General features: G+C 71.8%; 11 protein-coding genes. 4 read left to right on the top strand and 7 right to left on the bottom strand.

Translation table 11 applies throughout. The features are described 5' to 3' along the window. Nucleotides 1-159: 159 nt before the first annotated feature. Complete coding sequence (locus tag J3486_RS34495; RefSeq protein WP_307805057.1) at nt 160-1,344, top strand: helix-turn-helix domain-containing protein; 1,185 nt, start codon at nt 160-162, stop codon at nt 1,342-1,344. On the opposite strand, the gene J3486_RS34500 is transcribed toward J3486_RS34495, so the two are convergent. Beyond that, the gene (locus tag J3486_RS34500; protein WP_207827707.1) at nt 1,333-1,923 is read right to left on the bottom strand and encodes a TetR/AcrR family transcriptional regulator; all 591 of its coding nucleotides are present in this window, start codon (nt 1,921-1,923) and stop codon (nt 1,333-1,335) included. The two genes, J3486_RS34495 and J3486_RS34500, sit on opposite strands and share 12 nt — an antisense overlap. Nucleotides 1,924-2,019: 96 nt before the next feature. On the opposite strand from J3486_RS34500, the gene J3486_RS34505 reads away from it, so the two are divergent. The 3 genes from J3486_RS34505 (at nt 2,020) to J3486_RS34515 (ending at nt 8,995) form a co-directional block, all read left to right on the top strand. Continuing rightward, complete coding sequence (locus J3486_RS34505) at nt 2,020-3,519, top strand: MFS transporter (RefSeq protein ID WP_207827708.1); 1,500 nt, start codon at nt 2,020-2,022, stop codon at nt 3,517-3,519. Nucleotides 3,520-4,078: 559 nt separating this feature from the next. Beyond that, entirely contained in the window at nt 4,079-5,989 is a 1,911-nt protein-coding gene (locus J3486_RS34510; protein WP_207827710.1) for an SMI1/KNR4 family protein, read from the top strand. Nucleotides 5,990-6,073: 84 nt separating this feature from the next. Next, complete coding sequence (locus J3486_RS34515; protein ID WP_207827712.1) at nt 6,074-8,995, top strand: helix-turn-helix transcriptional regulator; 2,922 nt, start codon at nt 6,074-6,076, stop codon at nt 8,993-8,995. A gap of 45 nt (nt 8,996-9,040) precedes the next feature. Here J3486_RS34515 and serA read toward each other — a convergent pair whose 3' ends face one another. From serA to J3486_RS34545, 6 genes are all read right to left on the bottom strand, one after another. Further along, a complete protein-coding gene (gene serA, locus J3486_RS34520; RefSeq protein WP_207827713.1) occupies nt 9,041-10,642 on the bottom strand; it encodes a phosphoglycerate dehydrogenase in 1,602 nt (533 codons plus the stop codon). Nucleotides 10,643-10,899: 257 nt separating this feature from the next. After that, nucleotides 10,900-11,901, bottom strand: coding sequence for a ketol-acid reductoisomerase (gene ilvC / locus J3486_RS34525; RefSeq protein ID WP_207827715.1), 1,002 nt, complete (start codon nt 11,899-11,901; stop codon nt 10,900-10,902). A 114-nt stretch (nt 11,902-12,015) separates the two neighbouring features. Then, nucleotides 12,016-12,540 (bottom strand): acetolactate synthase small subunit, encoded by a 525-nt coding sequence (ilvN, locus tag J3486_RS34530; RefSeq protein ID WP_207827718.1) that lies wholly within the window; start codon nt 12,538-12,540, stop codon nt 12,016-12,018. A 21-nt stretch (nt 12,541-12,561) separates the two neighbouring features. Next, a complete protein-coding gene (locus tag J3486_RS34535) occupies nt 12,562-14,412 on the bottom strand; it encodes an acetolactate synthase large subunit (RefSeq protein WP_207827720.1) in 1,851 nt (616 codons plus the stop codon). A 253-nt stretch (nt 14,413-14,665) separates the two neighbouring features. Further along, a complete protein-coding gene (locus J3486_RS34540) occupies nt 14,666-17,464 on the bottom strand; it encodes a bifunctional diguanylate cyclase/phosphodiesterase (RefSeq protein ID WP_207827724.1) in 2,799 nt (932 codons plus the stop codon). A gap of 513 nt (nt 17,465-17,977) precedes the next feature. After that, nucleotides 17,978-18,916 carry a 2-hydroxyacid dehydrogenase gene (locus J3486_RS34545; protein ID WP_207827726.1) on the bottom strand — a complete coding sequence of 313 codons (939 nt, stop codon included), beginning with the start codon at nt 18,914-18,916 and terminating at the stop codon, nt 17,978-17,980. Nucleotides 18,917-18,989: the final 73 nt, after the last annotated feature.

Below are 18,989 nucleotides of genomic sequence, written 5' to 3' on the forward strand. Positions count from 1 at the left end.
CCATGGAGCATGAGTAGGAAGGGTGCCGCAAACCACACAAAGCGGGAACGGCACGTGGAACCACCGTGAAATCTAAGGATCCCTCCGATCCTGTGCCATCGACAGCTGTCACGCATCTGTGGCCGCGACCTCAGACATCTGTATGAAGGAACGCCCGGGGTGGGTGAGAATGGCGGGGTGAAGGGTGACTACCAGGACCTGGTCGACGAGATCTCGGCGCTGCTCGACGCCCCCGCGACCCTGGAGAACCGGGATTTCCGGCTGATCGCGTTCGGTGCGCAGGTCAGCGACGGCGAGTCCGGCTTCGACGAGGGCGCCCTCGACCCGGTCCGCACCCGTTCGATCCTCACGCGCTCCTCCACGCCGGAGGTCCGCGCCTGGTTCGAGGGCTTCGGCATCGCCCGCGCGAAGGAGCCGGTACGCATCCCGGCGACGCCCGACGCGGGGGTGTACCGGGGCCGCATCTGTCTGCCCGTACGGCACCGAGGCATCGTCCTGGGCTACGTATGGCTCCTGGACGACGAGCCGGGCCCCACGCAGGAGCAGCTGGACGCGGCGATGGAGGTGGCGGGCCGGATCGGCGCGCAGCTCGCGGACGAGGCGCAGGCGGGCGCGGACCTGACGCGCGAGTTCCACTCGGTGCTCACCGCCGAGCGGGGCTGGCAGCGCGACATGGCGGTGGCGGCGCTGCGCACGGCGCTCGGGACGCGCGCGGAGGGGCTGCACACCGTGGTCTGTGTGGCGCCGTGGCCGTCGGCCGATCCCGACGACGCGCCGTCCATCCGGACGATCCCGGCGGCGGACGCGCTGTGCACGGTGCCCTGGGGGGTGACGGAGCAGTGTCTGGCGCTGCTGGTGCGGCTGCGCTCCTCGGAGGTGCTGACCCCGGCGCTCACCGCGGCGGCGAAGCTGCGCGCGCGGGCGGGCGCGAGCCGGGCCGCCGCCGGTATCGGAGCGCCCCGCACCGATCTGGCCGACCTGGCCGCGGCCTGGCAGGAGGCGCAGGCCGCCGCCCGCACCGCGCTGGCCAATCCACGTCTGGGCCCCGACACGCAGTGGTCGGCGATCGGCCCGTACCGGCTGCTCACGGCGCTGCCCGCGGAGGCCGCCCACGATCCGGCGGTGACCCCGCTGCTCTCCCCCGCGCACCGTCAACTGGCGCACACCGCCGAGGTGTTCCTCGACTGCGCGGGGCAGGCGGGCCGCACCGCGGCGGCCCTCGGTATCCACCGGCAGACGCTGTACTACCGGCTCTCGCGGGTGGAGCAGCTCACCGGGCTCGACCTGGACGAGGGCGAGGACCGGCTGCTCCTCCACATGGGGCTCAAGGCATCACGCCTGTGACGAGGCCCGCACCGCGGCGTCCACCAACTGCCGCAGCCCTTCGGTGAGTTCGTCGGCCGTCGGGGCCGTCTCCGGGTCGAGCATGTGCTGCGCGATGATCCCGGACATCAGCGCCATGTAGAACTTGCCCAGGGTGTCGACGCTCGGGTCGTCGGCCGGCGGCTCCTCGCCGCCCATGAACATGGGGATGACCCCGCGCCCGCCCTCGCGCTGCGCCTGGGCGACGAAGTCGCGGGCCGCGGGCATCTTGTCCCCGATGACCATCAGCTCCATGCCCAGGTGCCAGATGGAGCCGGGCTTGCCCATGGTGTCGATGACGTTCGCCCACACCTCGTGGAACCGCTCCAACGAACCGGCGGGCGCGCTCAGTTCACCACCGCGGTCGAAGTCGTCGGAGTGCTCCTCGACCAGTGCGATGTAGGCCTGCGCGAGCAGCAGGTCCTTCGACCCGTAGTGGTAGCCGATGGACGCCAGGTTCGTCCCCGACTCCTTGACGATGTCGCGCGCCGTCGTGCGCGCGAACCCCTTCTCCATCAGACAGCGCTTGGCGCCTTCCAGCAGATCTTCACGGTGTCCCATGGCGCCACCCTACTCAGGTTCCAGACGAACGTCTTATACAAGTGTTCCATACGCTCGTACTAGACAAGCGTTTAAGACGCTCGTATGGTTCCTGTCATGACGAACTCGCCGTGCACCACCCAGTCCTCCCCCGGGGCCACCAACTCCCTTGCGGGGCGCAGGGAATGGACCGCCATGGGCGTCCTGATGCTGCCGCTGCTCCTCGTCTCCATGGACGTCTCGGTCCTCTACTTCGCGGTCCCCTCGATCACCGCGGACCTGGAGCCGACCGGCACCCAGCAGCTGTGGATCTTCGACATCTACGGCTTCGTGCTCGCGGGCCTGCTGATGACGATGGGCGCGCTGGGCGACCGCATCGGGCGGCGCCGGCTGCTGATGCTCGGCGCGACGGCCTTCGGCGCGGCGTCGGTGTGCGCCGCGTACGCGAACAGCGCGGAGATGCTGATCGCAGCCCGCGCGGTGCTCGGCATCGGCGGCGCGACGCTGATGCCGTCGACGATGGCGCTGATCCGCAACATGTTCCACGACGCCAAACAGCGCGCGAAGGCCATCGGCATCTGGTCCGGCGTCATGACCGGCGGCGTCGCGCTCGGCTCGGTGATGAGCGGCATCCTCGTCGAGCACTTCTGGTGGGGCTCGGTGTTCCTGGTGAACCTGCCCGCGATGGTGCTGCTGCTCGTCCTCGCGCCGCTGCTCCTGCCAGAGTCGAAGGACCCGCGTCCGGGCCGGTTCGACCTGCTGAGCGTGCCGCTGTCGATGGCCGCCGTGCTGCCGCTCGTCTACGGCATCAAGGAGATCCCGTCCGAGGGCTTCGAGGTGCGCTACGTGGCCGCGGTCGTCGTCGGACTCGCCTTCGGCGCCCTCTTCGTACGGCGCCAGCGCACGATCGAGTCGCCGCTGATCCCGCCGTCGCTGTTCGAGGGGCGGGGCTTCGGTCCCGCGGTGGCCCTCAACCTCGTCTCGGCGTTCACCATGATGGGGTCGGCGTTCTACACCACGCAGTACCTCCAGGCGGTGCTCGGCAAGAGCGCACTGGAAGCGGCGCTGTGGGCGCTGCTGCCGAGCGTGCTCATCGGGTTCGCGGCGCCGGTCGCCGGGCAGCTCGTGCAGCGCGGGGTGCGGCGCGGGACGGTCGTCGCCATCGGGTTCCTGGTCACCGCGGCGGGCTACGGGCTGCTGACGCTGACCGGCACCGACTCGCTCTGGATCGTCCTGGCGGGCGCCGGTGTGCTGGCCTGCGGCGCGGTGATCGTGATGTCGCAGCTGACGGATCTGGCGCTCGGCACCGTGGCGCCGGAGAAGGCGGGTTCGGCGTCCTCGCTCCTGGAGACGGGGCAGGAGTTCGGCGGGGCCCTCGGGATGGCGGTGCTCGGCTCGATCGGCACCGCGGTCTACCGGCACGATCTGGCCGGGGCTCCGGCCGAGGCCCGCGAGACGTTGGGCGGGGCGCTCGCTGTGGCCCGGCAGTTGCCGGGCCGTGCGGGTGAGGAGCTGCTGGCGCAGGCCAGGGAGGCGTTCACGAACGGGATGCACCTGGCCGCGGTGGCGGGGATCGTGGTGCTGATCGGGGCGGCGCTGCTGGCGCGGCGCATCTGAGGGGCTCGGAGTTGTTCGGCGAAGGGCGGCCACCCCTGCGGGTGGCCGCCCTTCGTGGCGCGGGGGTGAGGCTGCGTCCGGCCGGCGCTTGTGCCCCGCCAGGAGCACGGGGACCCTCGACCCGGCAGACACCGGTCGCACCCTGTAGGGGCACGGGGAACCCTAGGCTCGGCAGACACCGGTCGCGCCCCGCCAGGGGCGCGGGGAACTGCGCGACCAACCCCCACCGAAGCCGCACCCGGCCATGACGCGACCGGCCAGAGTCGTGCCCCGCCAGGGGCGCGGGGAACTGCGCGACCAACCCCCACCGGAGCTGCACCCGGCACCCAAGCGCCCGGGACCGAGCTGAACGCCGCCGGGGAGCGCTCACCCCGCGCCGGGGTGCCGCCTTGCCCACCCTGCCGCCCATGGCGGCAGATTGCCCAAGGCGCGTGGGGCGGGCGGCGATTACCCAAGGCGGGCGGGGCGGGCGGCGATTGCCCAAGGCGGGTGGGGCGGGCGGACTGTCGCCCGAGGGGATGTGGCGGGAGTGTCAGTGGGGGGTGTCACGATCGGTGGTATGGATGCGAAGACCTTCGACTGGCAGCGGTTCTTGACCCGGTGGAGCGACGAATGGGCCGCTTCCCGGGCCGAGTCGATCGACCCGGACCCGGCGAGCACCGGAGCGGACGACGACGCACGACTCGGGTACCCACCGGCGACCGAGGCGGACATCACCGCCCTGGAGCAGCGCCTCGGGCGCGAACTGCCGCCGTCGTACCGGGAGTTCCTCAAGGTCAGCGACGGCTGGCGGTACGCGGGCCGTTTCGTGTGGCAGGTGCACGGCACGGCCGGCGCACACTGGCACGAGGACGGATTCGGCCTCGGCGCGGACTTCGACGCGTTCTGGGCCGAGGAGGGCAACCCGCCGGAGGTCAGGGCACAGGTCGGCCTCTGGTCACGGGCCCTCCAGGTGGACGCCGAGTCGGACGCCGTCTTCGTACTGCTCGACCCGGAGGACGTGTCGGCGGACGGCGAGTGGGCGGTGCGGACCTGGGCGGGCTGGCGGGCCGAGGAACCCGACAGATACCCGTCGTTCGCGCACTTCATGGTCGCGATGCACCAGGAGTTCCACCGCTTCCGGATCAGCGACGAGGGCGCGACCGCGTTCACCGATGAGACGACCCGCACCCAGGACGCCGCCGTCGACCGGGCCCGCACCGCCGCACTGCGCGGCCGCCCGGCCGAGGCCGCCGAGCTCCTCGACGAGGCCGCGCGGTACGGACGCCCGGGCGCGTCCGACATGCTGCACCAGCTGAACCGGCTCGGGCAGGGCCGCGCCAGGGGCGCCCAGCAGCCCCTGCCCGACCATCCCCGTTACGTCACCGAACTGCTTCCGCTGTACGCCGCCGAGGTCACGCGGGGCGGCTCCGGACGCGTCGACCACCTCGCCGATCCGGAGATCTTCCCCGACAGCGCGAAGACCTCCGGCGAGATCCTGCGCGCGATCCGCGAGGGGAGCCACCGCTACCGGCCCGGCGGCGCGTTCGGCGCGGCCGTCGACGAGGCGTGGGAGGCGGCGCGCTGGGGCGACGACACCGAAGCCTGGCGGATCTTGCGGGAGGCGCTGCCGCGATGGGAGCCGCTGGACCGGGACCATCTCGCCCCGGTGGGCCTGCTCGCCGACCCGGTGCTCGGCCCCGTGCTCACGCCCGAGCGGTGCGCGGAGCTGCTGGCGACCCCGCGCGGCGGTGAGCGGGGCCCGGCACCGGAGCCGGCCGCGCCGGGTGCGCCGGCGGGCCTGTCCTGGCCGGCGCGCGCCGTAGCGCCGGGCCGGCAGCCGTTCCGTACGTTCCGGATGGTCCTGGTCGAGGGTGCCGCCCCGGACGAGCTGCCCGCCCTGCTCGGCGGCCCGGGTCAGGCCCCGCTCTCGCCACCGCTGCACGGCTGGGACCTGCGCAGACACCATCACCCGGGCAAGAGCTCGTTCAGCTCGGACGAGGACCCGGTGCTGCTGCGCGTGGGCCGGGCCGGGGAGGGCTGGAGCTTCGGGTTCGACGGGGACCCGCTCTCCGGGTTCAGGGCCGACCGGTTCGTGTCACCGGCGCTGCCCGCGTCGCGGGACGGCCGCCGGGCGATCGTCGTCTGGTGCGACCAGAGAGGGGACGTGCCGGTGTTCCATCTGTCGCTCGCCGAGGACGGCGCGGAGCGCTTCGCGTTCACCGTGCGCGGCCCCGCCGTCGAGGACCGCAGGGGCGACGTCCCGGACGGACTGGCCCCGGAGCGGCTGGGGTTCGGTGCGCCAGGACCGGCGGGGCACGTCCCCGCGGTGCTGCGCGCCCTCGACGCCCTCGCCGAACTCCACGGGATCGGCCTGCCGGACGCGGCGCTCACCCGGGGCCGTCTCCACTCCTTCGAGGCGACCCCCTGGATCCGCCCGCCGCGCCCCGACGAGCCGCACGCGACGCTCACCTTCATCCGCCACAGGTGACGGCGGGGCGGCCTGACGGCACCCTCGCCGAGCGGCGGGAGCCCGAGGCGGGACGCGGCCGTCGCCGCATGCCAGGATGAGCCCGTGGCACAGACATTCGGTACCCCGTTCATCGGCAGAGACGGCGAATTCTCCCAGCTCACCGGCGTGTTGGCACGAGCCGCGGCCGGTGACGCGCGGGCCGTCCTGCTGGCCGGTGACGCCGGGGTCGGCAAGACCCGGATGCTGACGGAGGCCGCCGCTCACGCCACCGCCTCCGGCACCACCGTCCTCACCGGTCACTGCGTGGACCTCGGTGACGTCGGCCTGCCGTACCTGCCGTTCACGGAGATCCTCGGCGCGGCGGCGGCCGACGAGCGGCTCGCCCCGGCGTTCGCGGCGCACCCCGCGGTGGACCGGCTGCTCGGACCGGCCTCGCAGGCGACGCCGGACCCCGGCTCCCGGCTCCAGCTCTTCGAGGGTGTCGCGGGTCTCCTCGCGGACCTGGCGGGCCTGGCCCCGCTGCTGCTGGTGATCGAGGACCTGCACTGGGCCGACCAGTCGTCGCGGGATCTGCTCCGCTTCCTGCTCAGCCGGGGCGGGCCCGGCCGCCGCCTCGCCGTCTTCGCCTCGTACCGCACGGACGACCTGCACCGCCGCCACCCGCTGCGGCCGCTGCTCGCCGAGCTGGTCCGGCTGCCCGCGGTCGACCGGCTGGAGCTGCGCCCGATGGCCGACGCGGACGTGGCACGGCTCGTGCGGTCCCTGGGCACCGCGCCCGTCCCCGACAGCACGGTCCGCCGCATCGTCGACCGCGCGGAGGGAAACGCCTTCTACGCGGAGGAGCTGCTCGCCGCGCTGCCGACCGAGGGCACGGCCATGCCCACCGGCCTGGCGGACGTCCTCCTCATCCGCATCGAGCAGCTCACCGAGACCGCCCAGCAGGTGCTGCGCACGGCGGCCGTCGCGGGCCGCAGCGTCGGGCACGAGCTGCTGCGCGACGCCGTCCAACTGCCCGATGAACAGCTGGAGTCGGCACTGCGCGAGGCCGTCGGGCACCAGCTCCTGGTGCCGGGCGACGCCGCGACGTACTCGTTCCGGCACGCCCTGACCCGTGAGGCCGTGTACGCGGATCTGCTGCCCGGCGAGCGGGTCCGGCTGCATGGTCTGTTCGCCGCGCTCCTCAAGGGCGAGAGCCGCTCGGCCGCGGAGCGCGCCCACCACTCGCGCGAGAGCCACGACCTGGCCGACGCGCTGGCCGCCTCCCTGGAAGCCGCAGGGCACGCCCAGCGGGTCGGCGCGCCCGCCGAGGAGCTGCGCCACCTGGAGACCGCGCTCGAACTGTGGGAGGCGGTGGACGCCGCCGCCCGCCCCGGCGCGGTCGACCCGGTCGGCCTCACCCTGCGCGCGTCGGCCGCCGCCGCCCACGCGGGCGACCCGCACCGCGCGGTCCAGCTCACCCGCTCCGCGCTGGCCCAGGCGGGCCCCGACGCCGACTCCGAGCTCGCCGCGCGGGTGCGCTACACCCTCGCCGGGAACCTGATCGGCATCGACAACCTCCAGGCCGCGTTCACCTACAGCAGCGAGGCCCTGGCCCTGATACCCGCCGAGCCGCCCTCCCCGACATGGGTGTGGGCGGCGGCGACGCATGTGATGGCGGCACGGCACGTGGGCCGCGACGAGGACGCCGAGCACATCGGGCTGCAGGCACTCGACATCGCGGAGCGGCTCGGTCTCCCGGACGCACAGGCCGACCTGACGGTCTCGATGGTCGGCCTGGAGGCGGACACCCGGCGCACCGCGAAGGGCCGCGAGCGACTGGAGCAGGCCCGCGCTCTCGCCCGCACCGCGGGAAACCTGCCGGTGGAGATGCGGGCGCTCTACAACCTGGCTCTCGGCTGTTACGAGTCCGGTGAACTGGACACCTCGCTGACCTGGATCGGGGAGGGCCTCGACCGCGCCCGCCGGTCCGGCCTGCTCTCCTCCGCGTACGGCCTGGCGCTGCGCTATCTGCAGTCCCTGCTGCTCTACACGCTGGGCCGCTGGGACGAGTGCGCGCGGGCGGCGGCCGCCGACGCCGAACTGCTCCCGGCCGCAGGCGGGTTCGCGACCGCGCCCGCCCTGTACGTCGCCCTGGCGCGCGGCGAGCAGGAGACGGCCGTCACCCGGGCCCGCGCACTGTTCGACGGCGAACCGGACTGGATGGCGACGCTCGTCGCGAGCATCGTGCTGACCGACGCGGCGGCGCTGCGCGGTGACGCCGGGGAAGCCGTACGGCAGGTGCACGCCGCGCGCGAGGCCCTGGCCGGGCCGCCGGGCTCCGGCCCGCCGGATGTCGTGGTCCGGCTCGCCGCGCTGGCCCTGTCGGCGGTCGCGGACTCGGCCGAGGAGTCCCGGCTGTCCGGCGACACGGCGGGCGCCGGGCGCTGGGCGGGCACCGCCGCCGAGCTGGTGGAGCTGGCCCGCGCCACGGCGGCGCACGGCGAGGACGGCGCCGAGCAGGGCCCCGAGGGCCTGGCCTGGCTGGCCCGCGCCGAGGCGGAGGCGATACGCGGCGACACCGGGCCCGATGTCGCCGCCTGGGAGCGCGCGGTCGAGGCGTTCGGCTTCGGAGATCCGTACGAACTGGCGCGCTGCCAAAGCCGGTTGGCGCAGGCGCTGCTCACCGCCGACCGGCGCGAGGAGGCCGCCGTCCAGGCCCGCGCGGCCCGGGACACCGCCGTGCGGCTCGGCGCGGTGCCGCTGCGCGACGCCGTGGACGCGCTGGTGCGGCGGGGCCGCCTCTTCGACACGGCCGCCGCCGACGGGCCCATCGCGGCACTGACCGCCCGGGAGAGCGACGTACTGCGGCTGCTCGGCCGCGGGCGCACCAACCGGCAGATCGGCGAGGAACTGTTCATCAGCGGCAAGACGGCGAGCGTCCACGTCTCGAACATCCTCGCCAAGCTGGGCGCCGCGAGCCGCACCGAGGCCGTCGGCATCGCCTACCGCGAGGGCCTGATCGAGCCCGCGGACACCAACGGCTGAGGGCCGGACCACCGTGGGGTGGTCCGGCCCTCAACTGCCTTGTTCTCAGACGAGGTTGACCGAGCGGGCCGAGGCGGCACCGATCTCCGAGGCCAGCTCGTTCAGCACGTTCTGCGGGACGGTGTCGTCGACGGTGAGGACGGCGAGCGCCTCGCCGCCGACGTCGGCGCGCGCGACCTGCATGCCCGCGATGTTGATCCCGGCCTCGCCGAGCACCCGGCCCACCGTGCCGACGACGCCCGGACGGTCCTCGTACCGCAGGACGACCATGTGGTCGGCGAGGGCGAGGTCCACGTCGTACTCGCCGACGGCGACGATCTTCTGCAGGTGCTTCGGGCCCGCGAGCGTGCCGGAGACCGAGACCTCCTGGCCGTCGCCGAGGGTGCCGCGCACGGTGACCACGTTGCGGTGGTCGGGCGACTCGGACGACGTCGTCAGGCGGACCTCGACGCCGCGCTCCTGCGCGAACAGCGGGGCGTTGACGTACGAGACGGTCTCGTCGACGACGTCCTCGAACACGCCCTTGAGCGCGGAGAGTTCGAGCACCTTGACGTCGTGCTGGGTGATCTCGCCGTAGACCTCGACGTCGAGGCGGACCGCGACCTCACCGGCGAGCGCGGTGAAGATCCGGCCGAGGCGCTCGGCGAGCGGCAGGCCCGGCTTGACGTCCTCGGCGATGACGCCGCCCTGGACGTTCACGGCGTCGGGCACGAGCTCACCGGCGAGGGCGAGGCGCACCGACTTGGCGACGGCGATACCGGCCTTCTCCTGCGCCTCGTCCGTGGAGGCGCCGAGGTGCGGGGTGCAGACGACCTGGTCGAACTGGAACAGCGGGGAGTCCGTGCAGGGCTCCTTCGCGTACACGTCGAGGCCGGCACCGGCGACGCGGCCCTCCTTGAGCGCCGAGTACAGCGCCTCCTCGTCGACGATCCCGCCGCGCGCGGCGTTCACGATCCGCACCGACGGCTTGACCTTGTGCAGGGCCTCGTCGCCGATGAGACCGATGGTCTCGGGGGTCTTGGGGAGGTGGACGGTGATGAAGTCCGAGACCTCGAGCAGCTCGTCGAGGGAGAGGACCTTCACGCCCATCTGCGCGGCGCGCGCGGGCTGCACGTACGGGTCGTACGCGACGACCTTCATGCCGAAGGCGCTCATGCGCTGCGCGACGAGGGCGCCGATGCGGCCGAGGCCGACGACGCCGAGGGTCTTCTCGGCGAGCTCGACACCCGTGTACTTGCTGCGCTTCCACTCGCCGCCCTTGAGGGCCTGCGAGCCCTGCGGGATGTTGCGCGCGGTGGCGATGAGCAGGCCGCAGGCCAGCTCGGCGGCGGTCACGATGTTGGAGGTCGGGGCGTTCACGACCATCACGCCGGCCTTGGTGGCGGCGGACACGTCCACGTTGTCGAGGCCGACGCCGGCTCGTGCGACGACCTTCAGCTTGTTCGCCGCGGCGATCGCCTCGGCGTCGACCTTGGTGGCCGAGCGGATCAGGATCGCGTCGACGTCGGCGATGGCGGGCAGCAGCTCGGCACGGTCCGCGCCGTTGCACTGGCGGATCTCGAAGTCCGGGCCCAGGGCGTCGACAGTCGCAGGCGACAGCTCTTCAGCGATGAGTACGACGGGTTTGCCGTTGGCAGCAGTGCTCACGTGAGTCCTCACAAGTCCCAATGCGGACGGCCGTCCCGACGGCCGCAAGCGGTGGAGGTGATTTGCTTGCCGCGTGAAAAGCGCACGACGCTGTGGGCCCAACGCGAATTAGTTCAGCAGTGTAGTGGCGCGCGGGAGGTCGTCTTACGCCTCCCTGGAAGGATCACCCTTCCGTGGCTGGACGCCGTGGACAACGGCGTGCGCAGCCTATGGAGAACGGGGCCGCGGCGTGTGCCGCGGCCCCGTCCTGTGAAGGCTTACGCCTCCTCGTTGTCCACCCAGCTCATGAGCTTGCGCAGCTCCTTGCCGGTGGTCTCGAGCAGGTGCTCGCTGTCGGCGGTCTTGTACTCGTTGTACTTCTTCAGGCCGCCGTGGTACTCGGCCATCCACTCACGGGCGAAGGTGCCGTCCTGGATCTCGGCGAGGACCTTCTTCATCTCGGCCTTGGTGGCGTCCGTGATGATCCGCGGGCCGGTGACGTAGTCGCCCCACTCGGCGGTCTCGGAGATCGACCAGCGCATCTTCTCCAGGCCGCCCTCGTACATGAGGTCGACGATGAGCTTCAGCTCGTGCAGGCACTCGAAGTACGCGATCTCCGGCTGGTAGCCGGCCTCGGTCAGCGTCTCGAAACCGGCCTTGACCAGGGCGGCGGTACCGCCGCAGAGGACGGCCTGCTCACCGAACAGGTCGGTCTCGGTCTCCTCGGTGAAGGTCGTCTTGATGACGCCGGCGCGGGTGCCGCCGATGCCCTTGGCGTACGACAGGGCGAGCTCGAAGGCCTTGCCCGTGGCGTCCTGCTCGACGGCGGCGATGCACGGAACGCCGCGGCCCTCCTCGTACTGGCGGCGGACCAGGTGGCCCGGGCCCTTCGGGGCGACCATGCAGACGTCGACGCCCGCCGGCGGCTTGATGAAGTCGAAGCGGATGTTGAGGCCGTGACCGAAGAACAGCGCGTCGCCGTCCTTCAGGTTGTCCTTGATGGACTCCTCGTAGACCTGGGCCTGGATCGGGTCCGGCACCAGGATCATGATGACGTCGGCCTCGGCAGCGGCCTCCGACGGGGTGACGACGCGCAGGCCCTGCTCCTCGGCCTTCGCCTTGGACTTGGAGCCCTCGTGCAGACCGACGCGGACGTCGACGCCCGAGTCACGCAGGGACAGCGCGTGGGCGTGGCCCTGCGAGCCGTAGCCGATCACCGCGACCTTGCGGTTCTGGATGATGGACAGATCGGCGTCGTCGTCGTAGAACAGCTCGGCCACTGGGGTTCTCCTCGTTTGCGGTATTGCTGGTTCTGCGTCCCACCGTACGGCGGGTGCGGAAAGGAAGTTTTCAGGTCTCGGTATACGAGAGGGCGCGGGGGCGCCCTCCCGTGGTCACGCGGTGCGGTCGAGCGCCCGCAGGCTCCGGTCGGTGATGGAGCGCGAGCCACGGCCCACGGCGATCGTCCCGGACTGGACGAGCTCCTTGATGCCGAACGGCTCCAGCATCTTGAGCATCGCCTCCAGCTTGTCGCTGCTGCCGGTGGCCTCGATGGTGACGGCCTCCGGGGAGACGTCCACGGTCTTGGCGCGGAACAGCTGGACGATCTCGACGATCTGCGAGCGCGTCTCGTTGTCGGCGCGGACCTTGGCGAGCACGAGCTCGCGCTGGACGGCGGCGCCGGGCTCGAGCTCGACGATCTTCAGGACGTTGACCAGCTTGTTGAGCTGCTTCGTGACCTGTTCGAGCGGGAGCGACTCGACATTCACCACGATGGTGATGCGGGAGATGTCGGGATGTTCGGTGACGCCCACGGCGAGCGAGTCGATGTTGAAGCCGCGGCGCGAGAAGAGGGCGGTGATCCGGGCGAGGACACCGGGCTTGTTCTCCACCAGGACGGAGAGCGTGTGCTTGGACATGATCTTTTACGTCTCTCTCGCTCAGTCGTCTTCGCTGTCGCCGAAGTCGGGGCGGACGTCCCGGGCGGCCATGATCTCGTCGTTGGAGGTGCCGGCGGCGACCATCGGCCACACCATGGCGTCCTCGTGGACGATGAAGTCGATCACGACCGGGCGGTCGTTGATCGCGTTCGCCTCCTCGATGCACTTGTCGAGGTCCTCGGCCCGCTCACAGCGGATCGAGTAGCAGCCCATCGCCTCGGACAGCTTCACGAAGTCCGGGACGCGCGTGCCGTTGTTGGGCGGGGTCTCGCCGTCCGGGCCCGCGTGCAGCACGGTGTTGGAGTAGCGCTGGTTGTAGAAGAGCGTCTGCCACTGCCGGACCATGCCCAGGGCGCCGTTGTTGATGATGGCGACCTTGATCGGGATGTTGTTCAGGGCGCAGGTGGTCAGCTCCTGATTGGTCATCTGGAAGCAGCCGTCGCCGTCGATCGCCCAGACGGTCTGGTCCGGGGCACCGGCCTTGGCACCCATCGCGGCGGGGACCGCGTAGCCCATGGTCCCGGCGCCGCCCGAGTTCAGCCAGGTCGCCGGCTTCTCGTACTGGATGTAGTGCGCGGCCCACATCTGGTGCTGGCCGACGCCCGCCGCGAAGATCGTGTCCGCGGGGGCGAGCTGCCCGATCCGCTCGATGACCTGCTGCGGGGAGAGCGAGCCGTCCGCCGGCTGGTCGTAGCCGAGCGGGTAGGTCTCGCGCCAGCGGTTGAGGTCGTTCCACCAGGCGCTGTAGTCGCCCTGGTGGCCCTCGCTGTGCTCCTTCTGCACGGCCTGGATCAGGTCGGCGATGACCTCGCGGGCGTCACCGACGATCGGCACGTCGGCGGCGCGGTTCTTGCCGATCTCCGCCGGGTCGATGTCCGCGTGGACGATCTTGGCGAACGGCGCGAAGCTGTCCAGGTTGCCGGTGACACGGTCGTCGAAGCGGGCGCCGAGGGCGACGATCAGGTCGGCCTTCTGCAGCGCGGTGACGGCGGTGACCGCACCGTGCATGCCCGGCATTCCCACGTGCAGCGGGTGGCTGTCGGGGAACGAACCGAGCGCCATCAGGGTGGTGGTGACGGGCGCTCCGGTGAGCTCGGCGAGGACCTTGAGCTCGGCGGTGGCCTGCGCCTTGATGACGCCGCCACCCACGTACAGGACGGGCCGCTTCGCACTTGTGATCAGCTTCGCGGCCTCGCGGATCTGCTTGGCGTGCGGCTTGGTCACCGGGCGGTAGCCGGGCAGGTCGTGCTGCGGCGGCCAGGAGAACGTCGTCTGCGCCTGGAGGATGTCCTTCGGGATGTCCACGAGGACCGGGCCGGGACGGCCGGTCGAGGCGATGTGGAACGCCTGGGCGATCGCCTGCGGAATGTCCTCGGCCTTGGTGACCAGGAAGCTGTGCTTGGTGATCGGCATGGTGATGCCGACGATGTCCGCCTCCTGGAAGGCGTCCGTGCCGATCGCCTTGGAGACGACCTGGCCGGTGATCGCGACGAGCGGCACCGAGTCCATCATCGCGTCGGCGATCGGCGTCACCAGGTTGGTCGCACCCGGACCGCTGGTGGCCATGCAGACACCGACCTTGCCGGTGGCCTGCGCGTAACCGGTGGCCGCGTGGCCCGCGCCCTGCTCGTGACGGACGAGCACGTGGCGCACCCGGCTCGAGTCCATCATCGGGTCGTAGGCGGGAAGGATCGTGCCGCCGGGGATGCCGAATACGGTGTCGGCCCCGACCTCCTCAAGCGAGCGAATGAGGGACTTCGCACCCGTGACGTGCTCGACGGGGGCGGACTGCTGTCCTCCGGAACGGGGCCGCGGCTGCGGATGGTGGGCCCCGGTGGCCTGCTCGGTCATCGGCATTCTCTTCTCGATGCTGAGGGTTTTTGCGAGGTTTGTGCAGGGTGTTGCGAGTTGTCTGGCGGGTGCGTCCTGTGCCCGTGCAACAAAAAACCCCTCGTGCCGGGAGGCAAGCGAGGGGAGCGCGCCGGGTGCGGTCGCTGGGTTTCCGGTGTCAGGACCGGTCGTCCCAGCTTCAGCCGACGCGCTTTCCAAGTACGAGAATTCGGGTGCGCATGGCACTGACCCTCCCCCCGGCGCCCATGCACTGTCAAGTGGGTGGGACGGGAGTCTCATTATGTGAGCGGAGCCCGGGTGCGCCCGCGAACACCGGCTCGGCGGGACCGGTCGGCACCGGGTACTCCCCGGAGGCCAGCGCGCGCCGCAGCCGGTACTCGTCGAGCGGTCCCGAGAACGCCATGCCCTGCCCGTGCGTGCACCCCATCGCCCGCAGCGCGACCACCTGTTCCGGCAGGTCCACGCCGTCGGCGACGGAGGTGAGCCCGAGGTCCCCGGCGATCCTGAGCAGCCCGCTGGTGATCTTGTGCAGCCGCGCGGACTCGACGACACCCTCGACGAGCGACCTGTCCAGTTTCAGTACGTCGACGGGGAGGCGGCGCAGCGCCGTGATGGCCGCATAGCCGCTGCCGAATCCGTCCAGCGCGATCCGGACACCGAGCCTCCGCAAGGCGGTCAGACGTCGTTCCAGCTCGTCCAGCGGGACCCTGGGGTCGCTGTCGGCCAGCTCGATGATGAGCGCGCCCGACGGCAGCCCGTGCCGGGTCAGCAGCGCCTCGATCGAGCCGAGCGGCATCGCCCGGTCGAGCAGTCTGCGGGCCGTGATCCGGACCGCGACGGGCGTCGCATGGCCGCTGTGCCCGCGCTCGGCGGCCTGCTCGACGGCCTCCTCCAGCATCCAGCGCCCCAGCTCGGCGGTGCGCTCGCTGTCGTCGGCCACCCGCAGGAACTCGGCCGGCGTGAACAGGATGCCCTGCGAGGAGCGCCATCGGGCCTGGGCGGCGACCGCCGTGATCCGGCCGTCGTCGAGCGAGACGACCGGCTGGTGCAGCAGCGCGAACTCGCCGTCGTGCAGCGCCGTGCGCAGCCGGGTGGCCAGCTCGGCCTTCCGTACGACATCGGCCTGCATCTGGGGCGCGTACAGCTCTACTCGCCCTTTGCCGGCCGCCTTGGCCCGGTACATCGCCAGGTCCGCGTTGCGCAGCAGCTCGCCCGCCGTGACCTCGGGTTCCGCGAACGCGACGCCGATGGAGGCGGCGACGCGCACGTTGTCGTTCCCGTCGATCGTGTACGGCTGGGAGAGCGCGATTCTCAGACGGTCGGCCAGCTCGTAGATGTGCTGTTCCCTGGCGGTGTGGTCGCGGCCTCCGTCGCCGACGATCAGTGCCGCGAACTCGTCACCGCCGAGACGAGCCGCGGTGTCTCCGGAACGTACGGAGTCGGCCAGCCTTCTTGCCGCCTGCACGAGCAGTTCGTCGCCCGCCTGGTGGCCGATCGTGTCGTTGACCTGCTTGAAGCCGTCGAGGTCGATGAAGAGCACGGCGGTGCCCCGGTCGGTGGCCCGCCGCCCGGTCAGGGCCTGGCTGACCCGCTTGGTGAACAGGGCCCGGTTGGGCAGGTCGGTGAGCGGATCGTGCTCGGCGTTGTGCTGCAACTGCGCCTGGAGGCGCACTCGTTCCGTGACGTCTCTGCTGTTGAGGATCAGGCCGCCGTGGTGGCGGTTGATCGTCGACTCCACGTTCAGCCAGGCTCCGGTGCCGGACCGGAAGCGGCACTCGATACGGGTGGTGGGCTCCTCGATCTGGCTCGCGGCGAGGAACCTGCGGATCTCGTGCACCACGCGCCCGAGGTCCTCGGGGTGGATGAGCGAGGCGAGCTCAGAGCCGACGAGCTCCTCCGCCTCGCGTCCGTAGACCCCGGCGGCGGCCGGGCTGACGTACCTCAGGATCCCGTTCGGCGCGGCGATCATGATGACGTCGCTGGAACCCTGCACCAGGGACCGGAAGTGGTTCTCCTTCTGGGCCAGTTCCTGGGTCAGCGTGATGTTGTCGATCAGCATGATGCCCTGGCGCACGACCAGGGCGAGCACAACCGTGCAGGCCGTGAAGAGGACGATCCGGTCGACACTGTGCCCGTTCAGGACGTTGTAGAGAATCCCCAGCGTGCAGACGGCGGCGGCCAGATACGGCGTCAGCGCGGCCAGTGAGCCGGAGATGGGGCGGGTGTAGTTGACCTGGTAGCGCGGTGCCGGGCTCTCGGGGTGCTCCTCCGGGTGCCCGCTGCCTCTCGCCCCCACCCAGGGCGCGTACGCCAGCAGCAGGGAGCCGGCGAACCAGCCCGCGTCGAGGATCTCCCCCGAGCGGTACGTGGCGTGCAGCAGCGGCGAGGTGAACAGGGCGTCGCACATCACGGTCAGCGCGAGCGCGCCGATCGCCGTGTTCACCGCCGTGCGGTTGCCCGGCGAGCGGCGGAAGTGCAGGGCCAGGACCATGCTGACGAGCGCGATGTCGAGCAGCGGATAGGCGAGCGAGAGCGCCGTTCTGCTGACGCTCTGTCCCTCGAACTCGGCGGTGTGCGCGAGGGCGAGGCTCCAGGAGAGCGTGATCAGGGAGCCGGCGATCAGCCAGGCGTCGAGCGCGAGGCAGATCCAGCCGGCCTTCGTCATGGGCCGTTTGGCGAGGACGAGCAGGCCGATGATGGCGGGCGGCGCGAAGCAGAGGAAGAACAGGTCGGCCAGGCTCGGATCGGGCACGGGCTCATGGAGGATGACCTCGTACCAGCCCCACACCCCATTGCCGAGCGCGGCCATGAGGGAGGAGGCCGCGAACAGAAGCCAGGCGGGTCGAAAGCGGCTGCGCCGGCTGCGGGCGTACAGGAAGTTGGAGACGGCTGCGACGGCGGCGGCGAGGCTCAGGCCGAAGTCGCCCATGAAGAGGGCGATCCGGTCGGACCCCCAGCCCAGCGCGGAGCCGACGGCGTACCCCGCGCACACCAGGACGAGCACCAGCTGCGGCCCCACGCCGGCGCCGCGCTCGGGGGCGCGGACGGGCATCGGCCCTCCCGCGCGCAAGGGCGCACCGAGCGCCGCGGTCGACGCCGCCTTGGCAGTCACCGGGCCGCCTCGGTCCGTCGGGCCGCCCCCGTGTCCTGCCGGCCCTGCCTGGTGTGCGGTTGTTTCCTGCGGCCGCCGCGGGGTCCGCTCCGGTGCGTACGACTCCTGCGGCAGCCGGGACTTCGCCCGTGCGTGGGTGTGTGGGACACCAAACAAGACAGACGTCGGCGACCCCGCCGCGTCGGATCGTTCGCCCATAGGCCGTGCATCGCCCGTCGCCCCCCTCGCAGTCCGTCACTCGTCCCCGGCGCCGCATGGTGCTGAGCGGCGCTGCCCCAGTCGGGACGATACACCAGTCTCGTCACTCAGGGACATAGTTCCTCTACTCTCCGTGACGACCAGCGGCGATGACGGCACGGGGTGCAGCCGGCCGGGCGCGGAGCGTCAGCGCCCAACGGCGGGCGGCCGCACGACAGTTGTCCGTGGGGCCGCCGGGACTCGGGTCAACTGGCGTCAGCCGACGGTGAGTACGACGTTGTCGAGCTCCTCCCCCGCCGCGAACCGGCCCAGCTGGGCGGCGAGCAACCGCTTGGCGCGGGGCATGAACGCGGACGTGGGCCCGCCCACATGTGGCGAGATGAGCACCCCCGGAGCCTGCCACAACGGGTGCTCCTGGGGCAGCGGTTCGGGATCGGTGACATCGAGGGCGGCGAGAATGCGGCCGCTCTCCACCTCCGTGAGCAGCGCCTTGGTGTCGACGACGGGGCCCCGCCCGACGTTCACCAGGAGCGCGCCGTCCTTGAGCCGGGCCAGGAACTCCGCGCCGACCAGACCCCGGGTGTCCTCGGTGAGCGGGGTGACGACGATGACGACATCGGCCTCGGGCAGCAGGGCGGGGAGGTCGCCGAGCGCGTGCACCGGGCCGCGCCCGGTCGTGCGGGCGGAGCGCGCGACGCGTACGACCCGCGCGACCTCGAAGGGCACGAGCCGGTCCTCGATGGCGCTGCCGATGGCCCCGTAGCCCACGATGAGCACGGTCTTGTCGGCGAGCGCCGGGCGGAAGCCGGAGCGCCACTCCCCGCGGTCCTGGCCGCGCACGAAGTCGGGGATGCCGCGCAGGGAGGCGAGGATCAGGGTGAGCGCGAGCTCGGCGGTGCTCGCGTCGTGCACGCCGCGCGCGTTGCACAACTGGACGCCGGGGCGCAGGTACTTGAGGCCCTCCTGTACGTGGTCCACGCCGGCGGAGAGGGTCTGCACCGCGCGCACCGAGGTCATCCGGGGCAGCGGGCGGATGCCGATCTCGGCGCTCTTCATGTAGGGGACGACGTAGAAGGCGCAGTCGGCCGGGTCCGCCGGAAAGTCGGGCTCACCGTTCCAGAAACGGTAGTTGAGCCCTTCCGGCAGCCCGGGAACCTCGGCTGCGGGGAACGGGAGCCATACATCACCAGTCATGGTCAGGAGGCTATGTCAGAGCGGCGCGGGCGCAGAGGTTAGGTTGGTGGCCACGAAGAGGGAGGGTCACGGG

The sequence above is a fragment of the Streptomyces sp. VRA16 Mangrove soil genome, from assembly GCF_017377775.1.
In the GTDB taxonomy this organism is placed as follows: domain Bacteria; phylum Actinomycetota; class Actinomycetes; order Streptomycetales; family Streptomycetaceae; genus Streptomyces.

Coding starts and splice junctions, on each gene's coding strand:
- J3486_RS34505 (WP_207827708.1), top strand. CDS start 2,020: ATGACGAACTCGCCGTGCACCACCCAGTCCTCCCCCGGGGCCACCAAC.
- J3486_RS34540 (WP_207827724.1), bottom strand. CDS start 17,464: ATGCCCGTCCGCGCCCCCGAGCGCGGCGCCGGCGTGGGGCCGCAGCTG.
- J3486_RS34545 (WP_207827726.1), bottom strand. CDS start 18,916: ATGACTGGTGATGTATGGCTCCCGTTCCCCGCAGCCGAGGTTCCCGGG.
- J3486_RS34500 (WP_207827707.1), bottom strand. CDS start 1,923: ATGGGACACCGTGAAGATCTGCTGGAAGGCGCCAAGCGCTGTCTGATG.
- J3486_RS34510 (WP_207827710.1), top strand. CDS start 4,079: ATGGATGCGAAGACCTTCGACTGGCAGCGGTTCTTGACCCGGTGGAGC.
- ilvN (WP_207827718.1), bottom strand. CDS start 12,540: ATGTCCAAGCACACGCTCTCCGTCCTGGTGGAGAACAAGCCCGGTGTC.
- J3486_RS34535 (WP_207827720.1), bottom strand. CDS start 14,412: ATGACCGAGCAGGCCACCGGGGCCCACCATCCGCAGCCGCGGCCCCGT.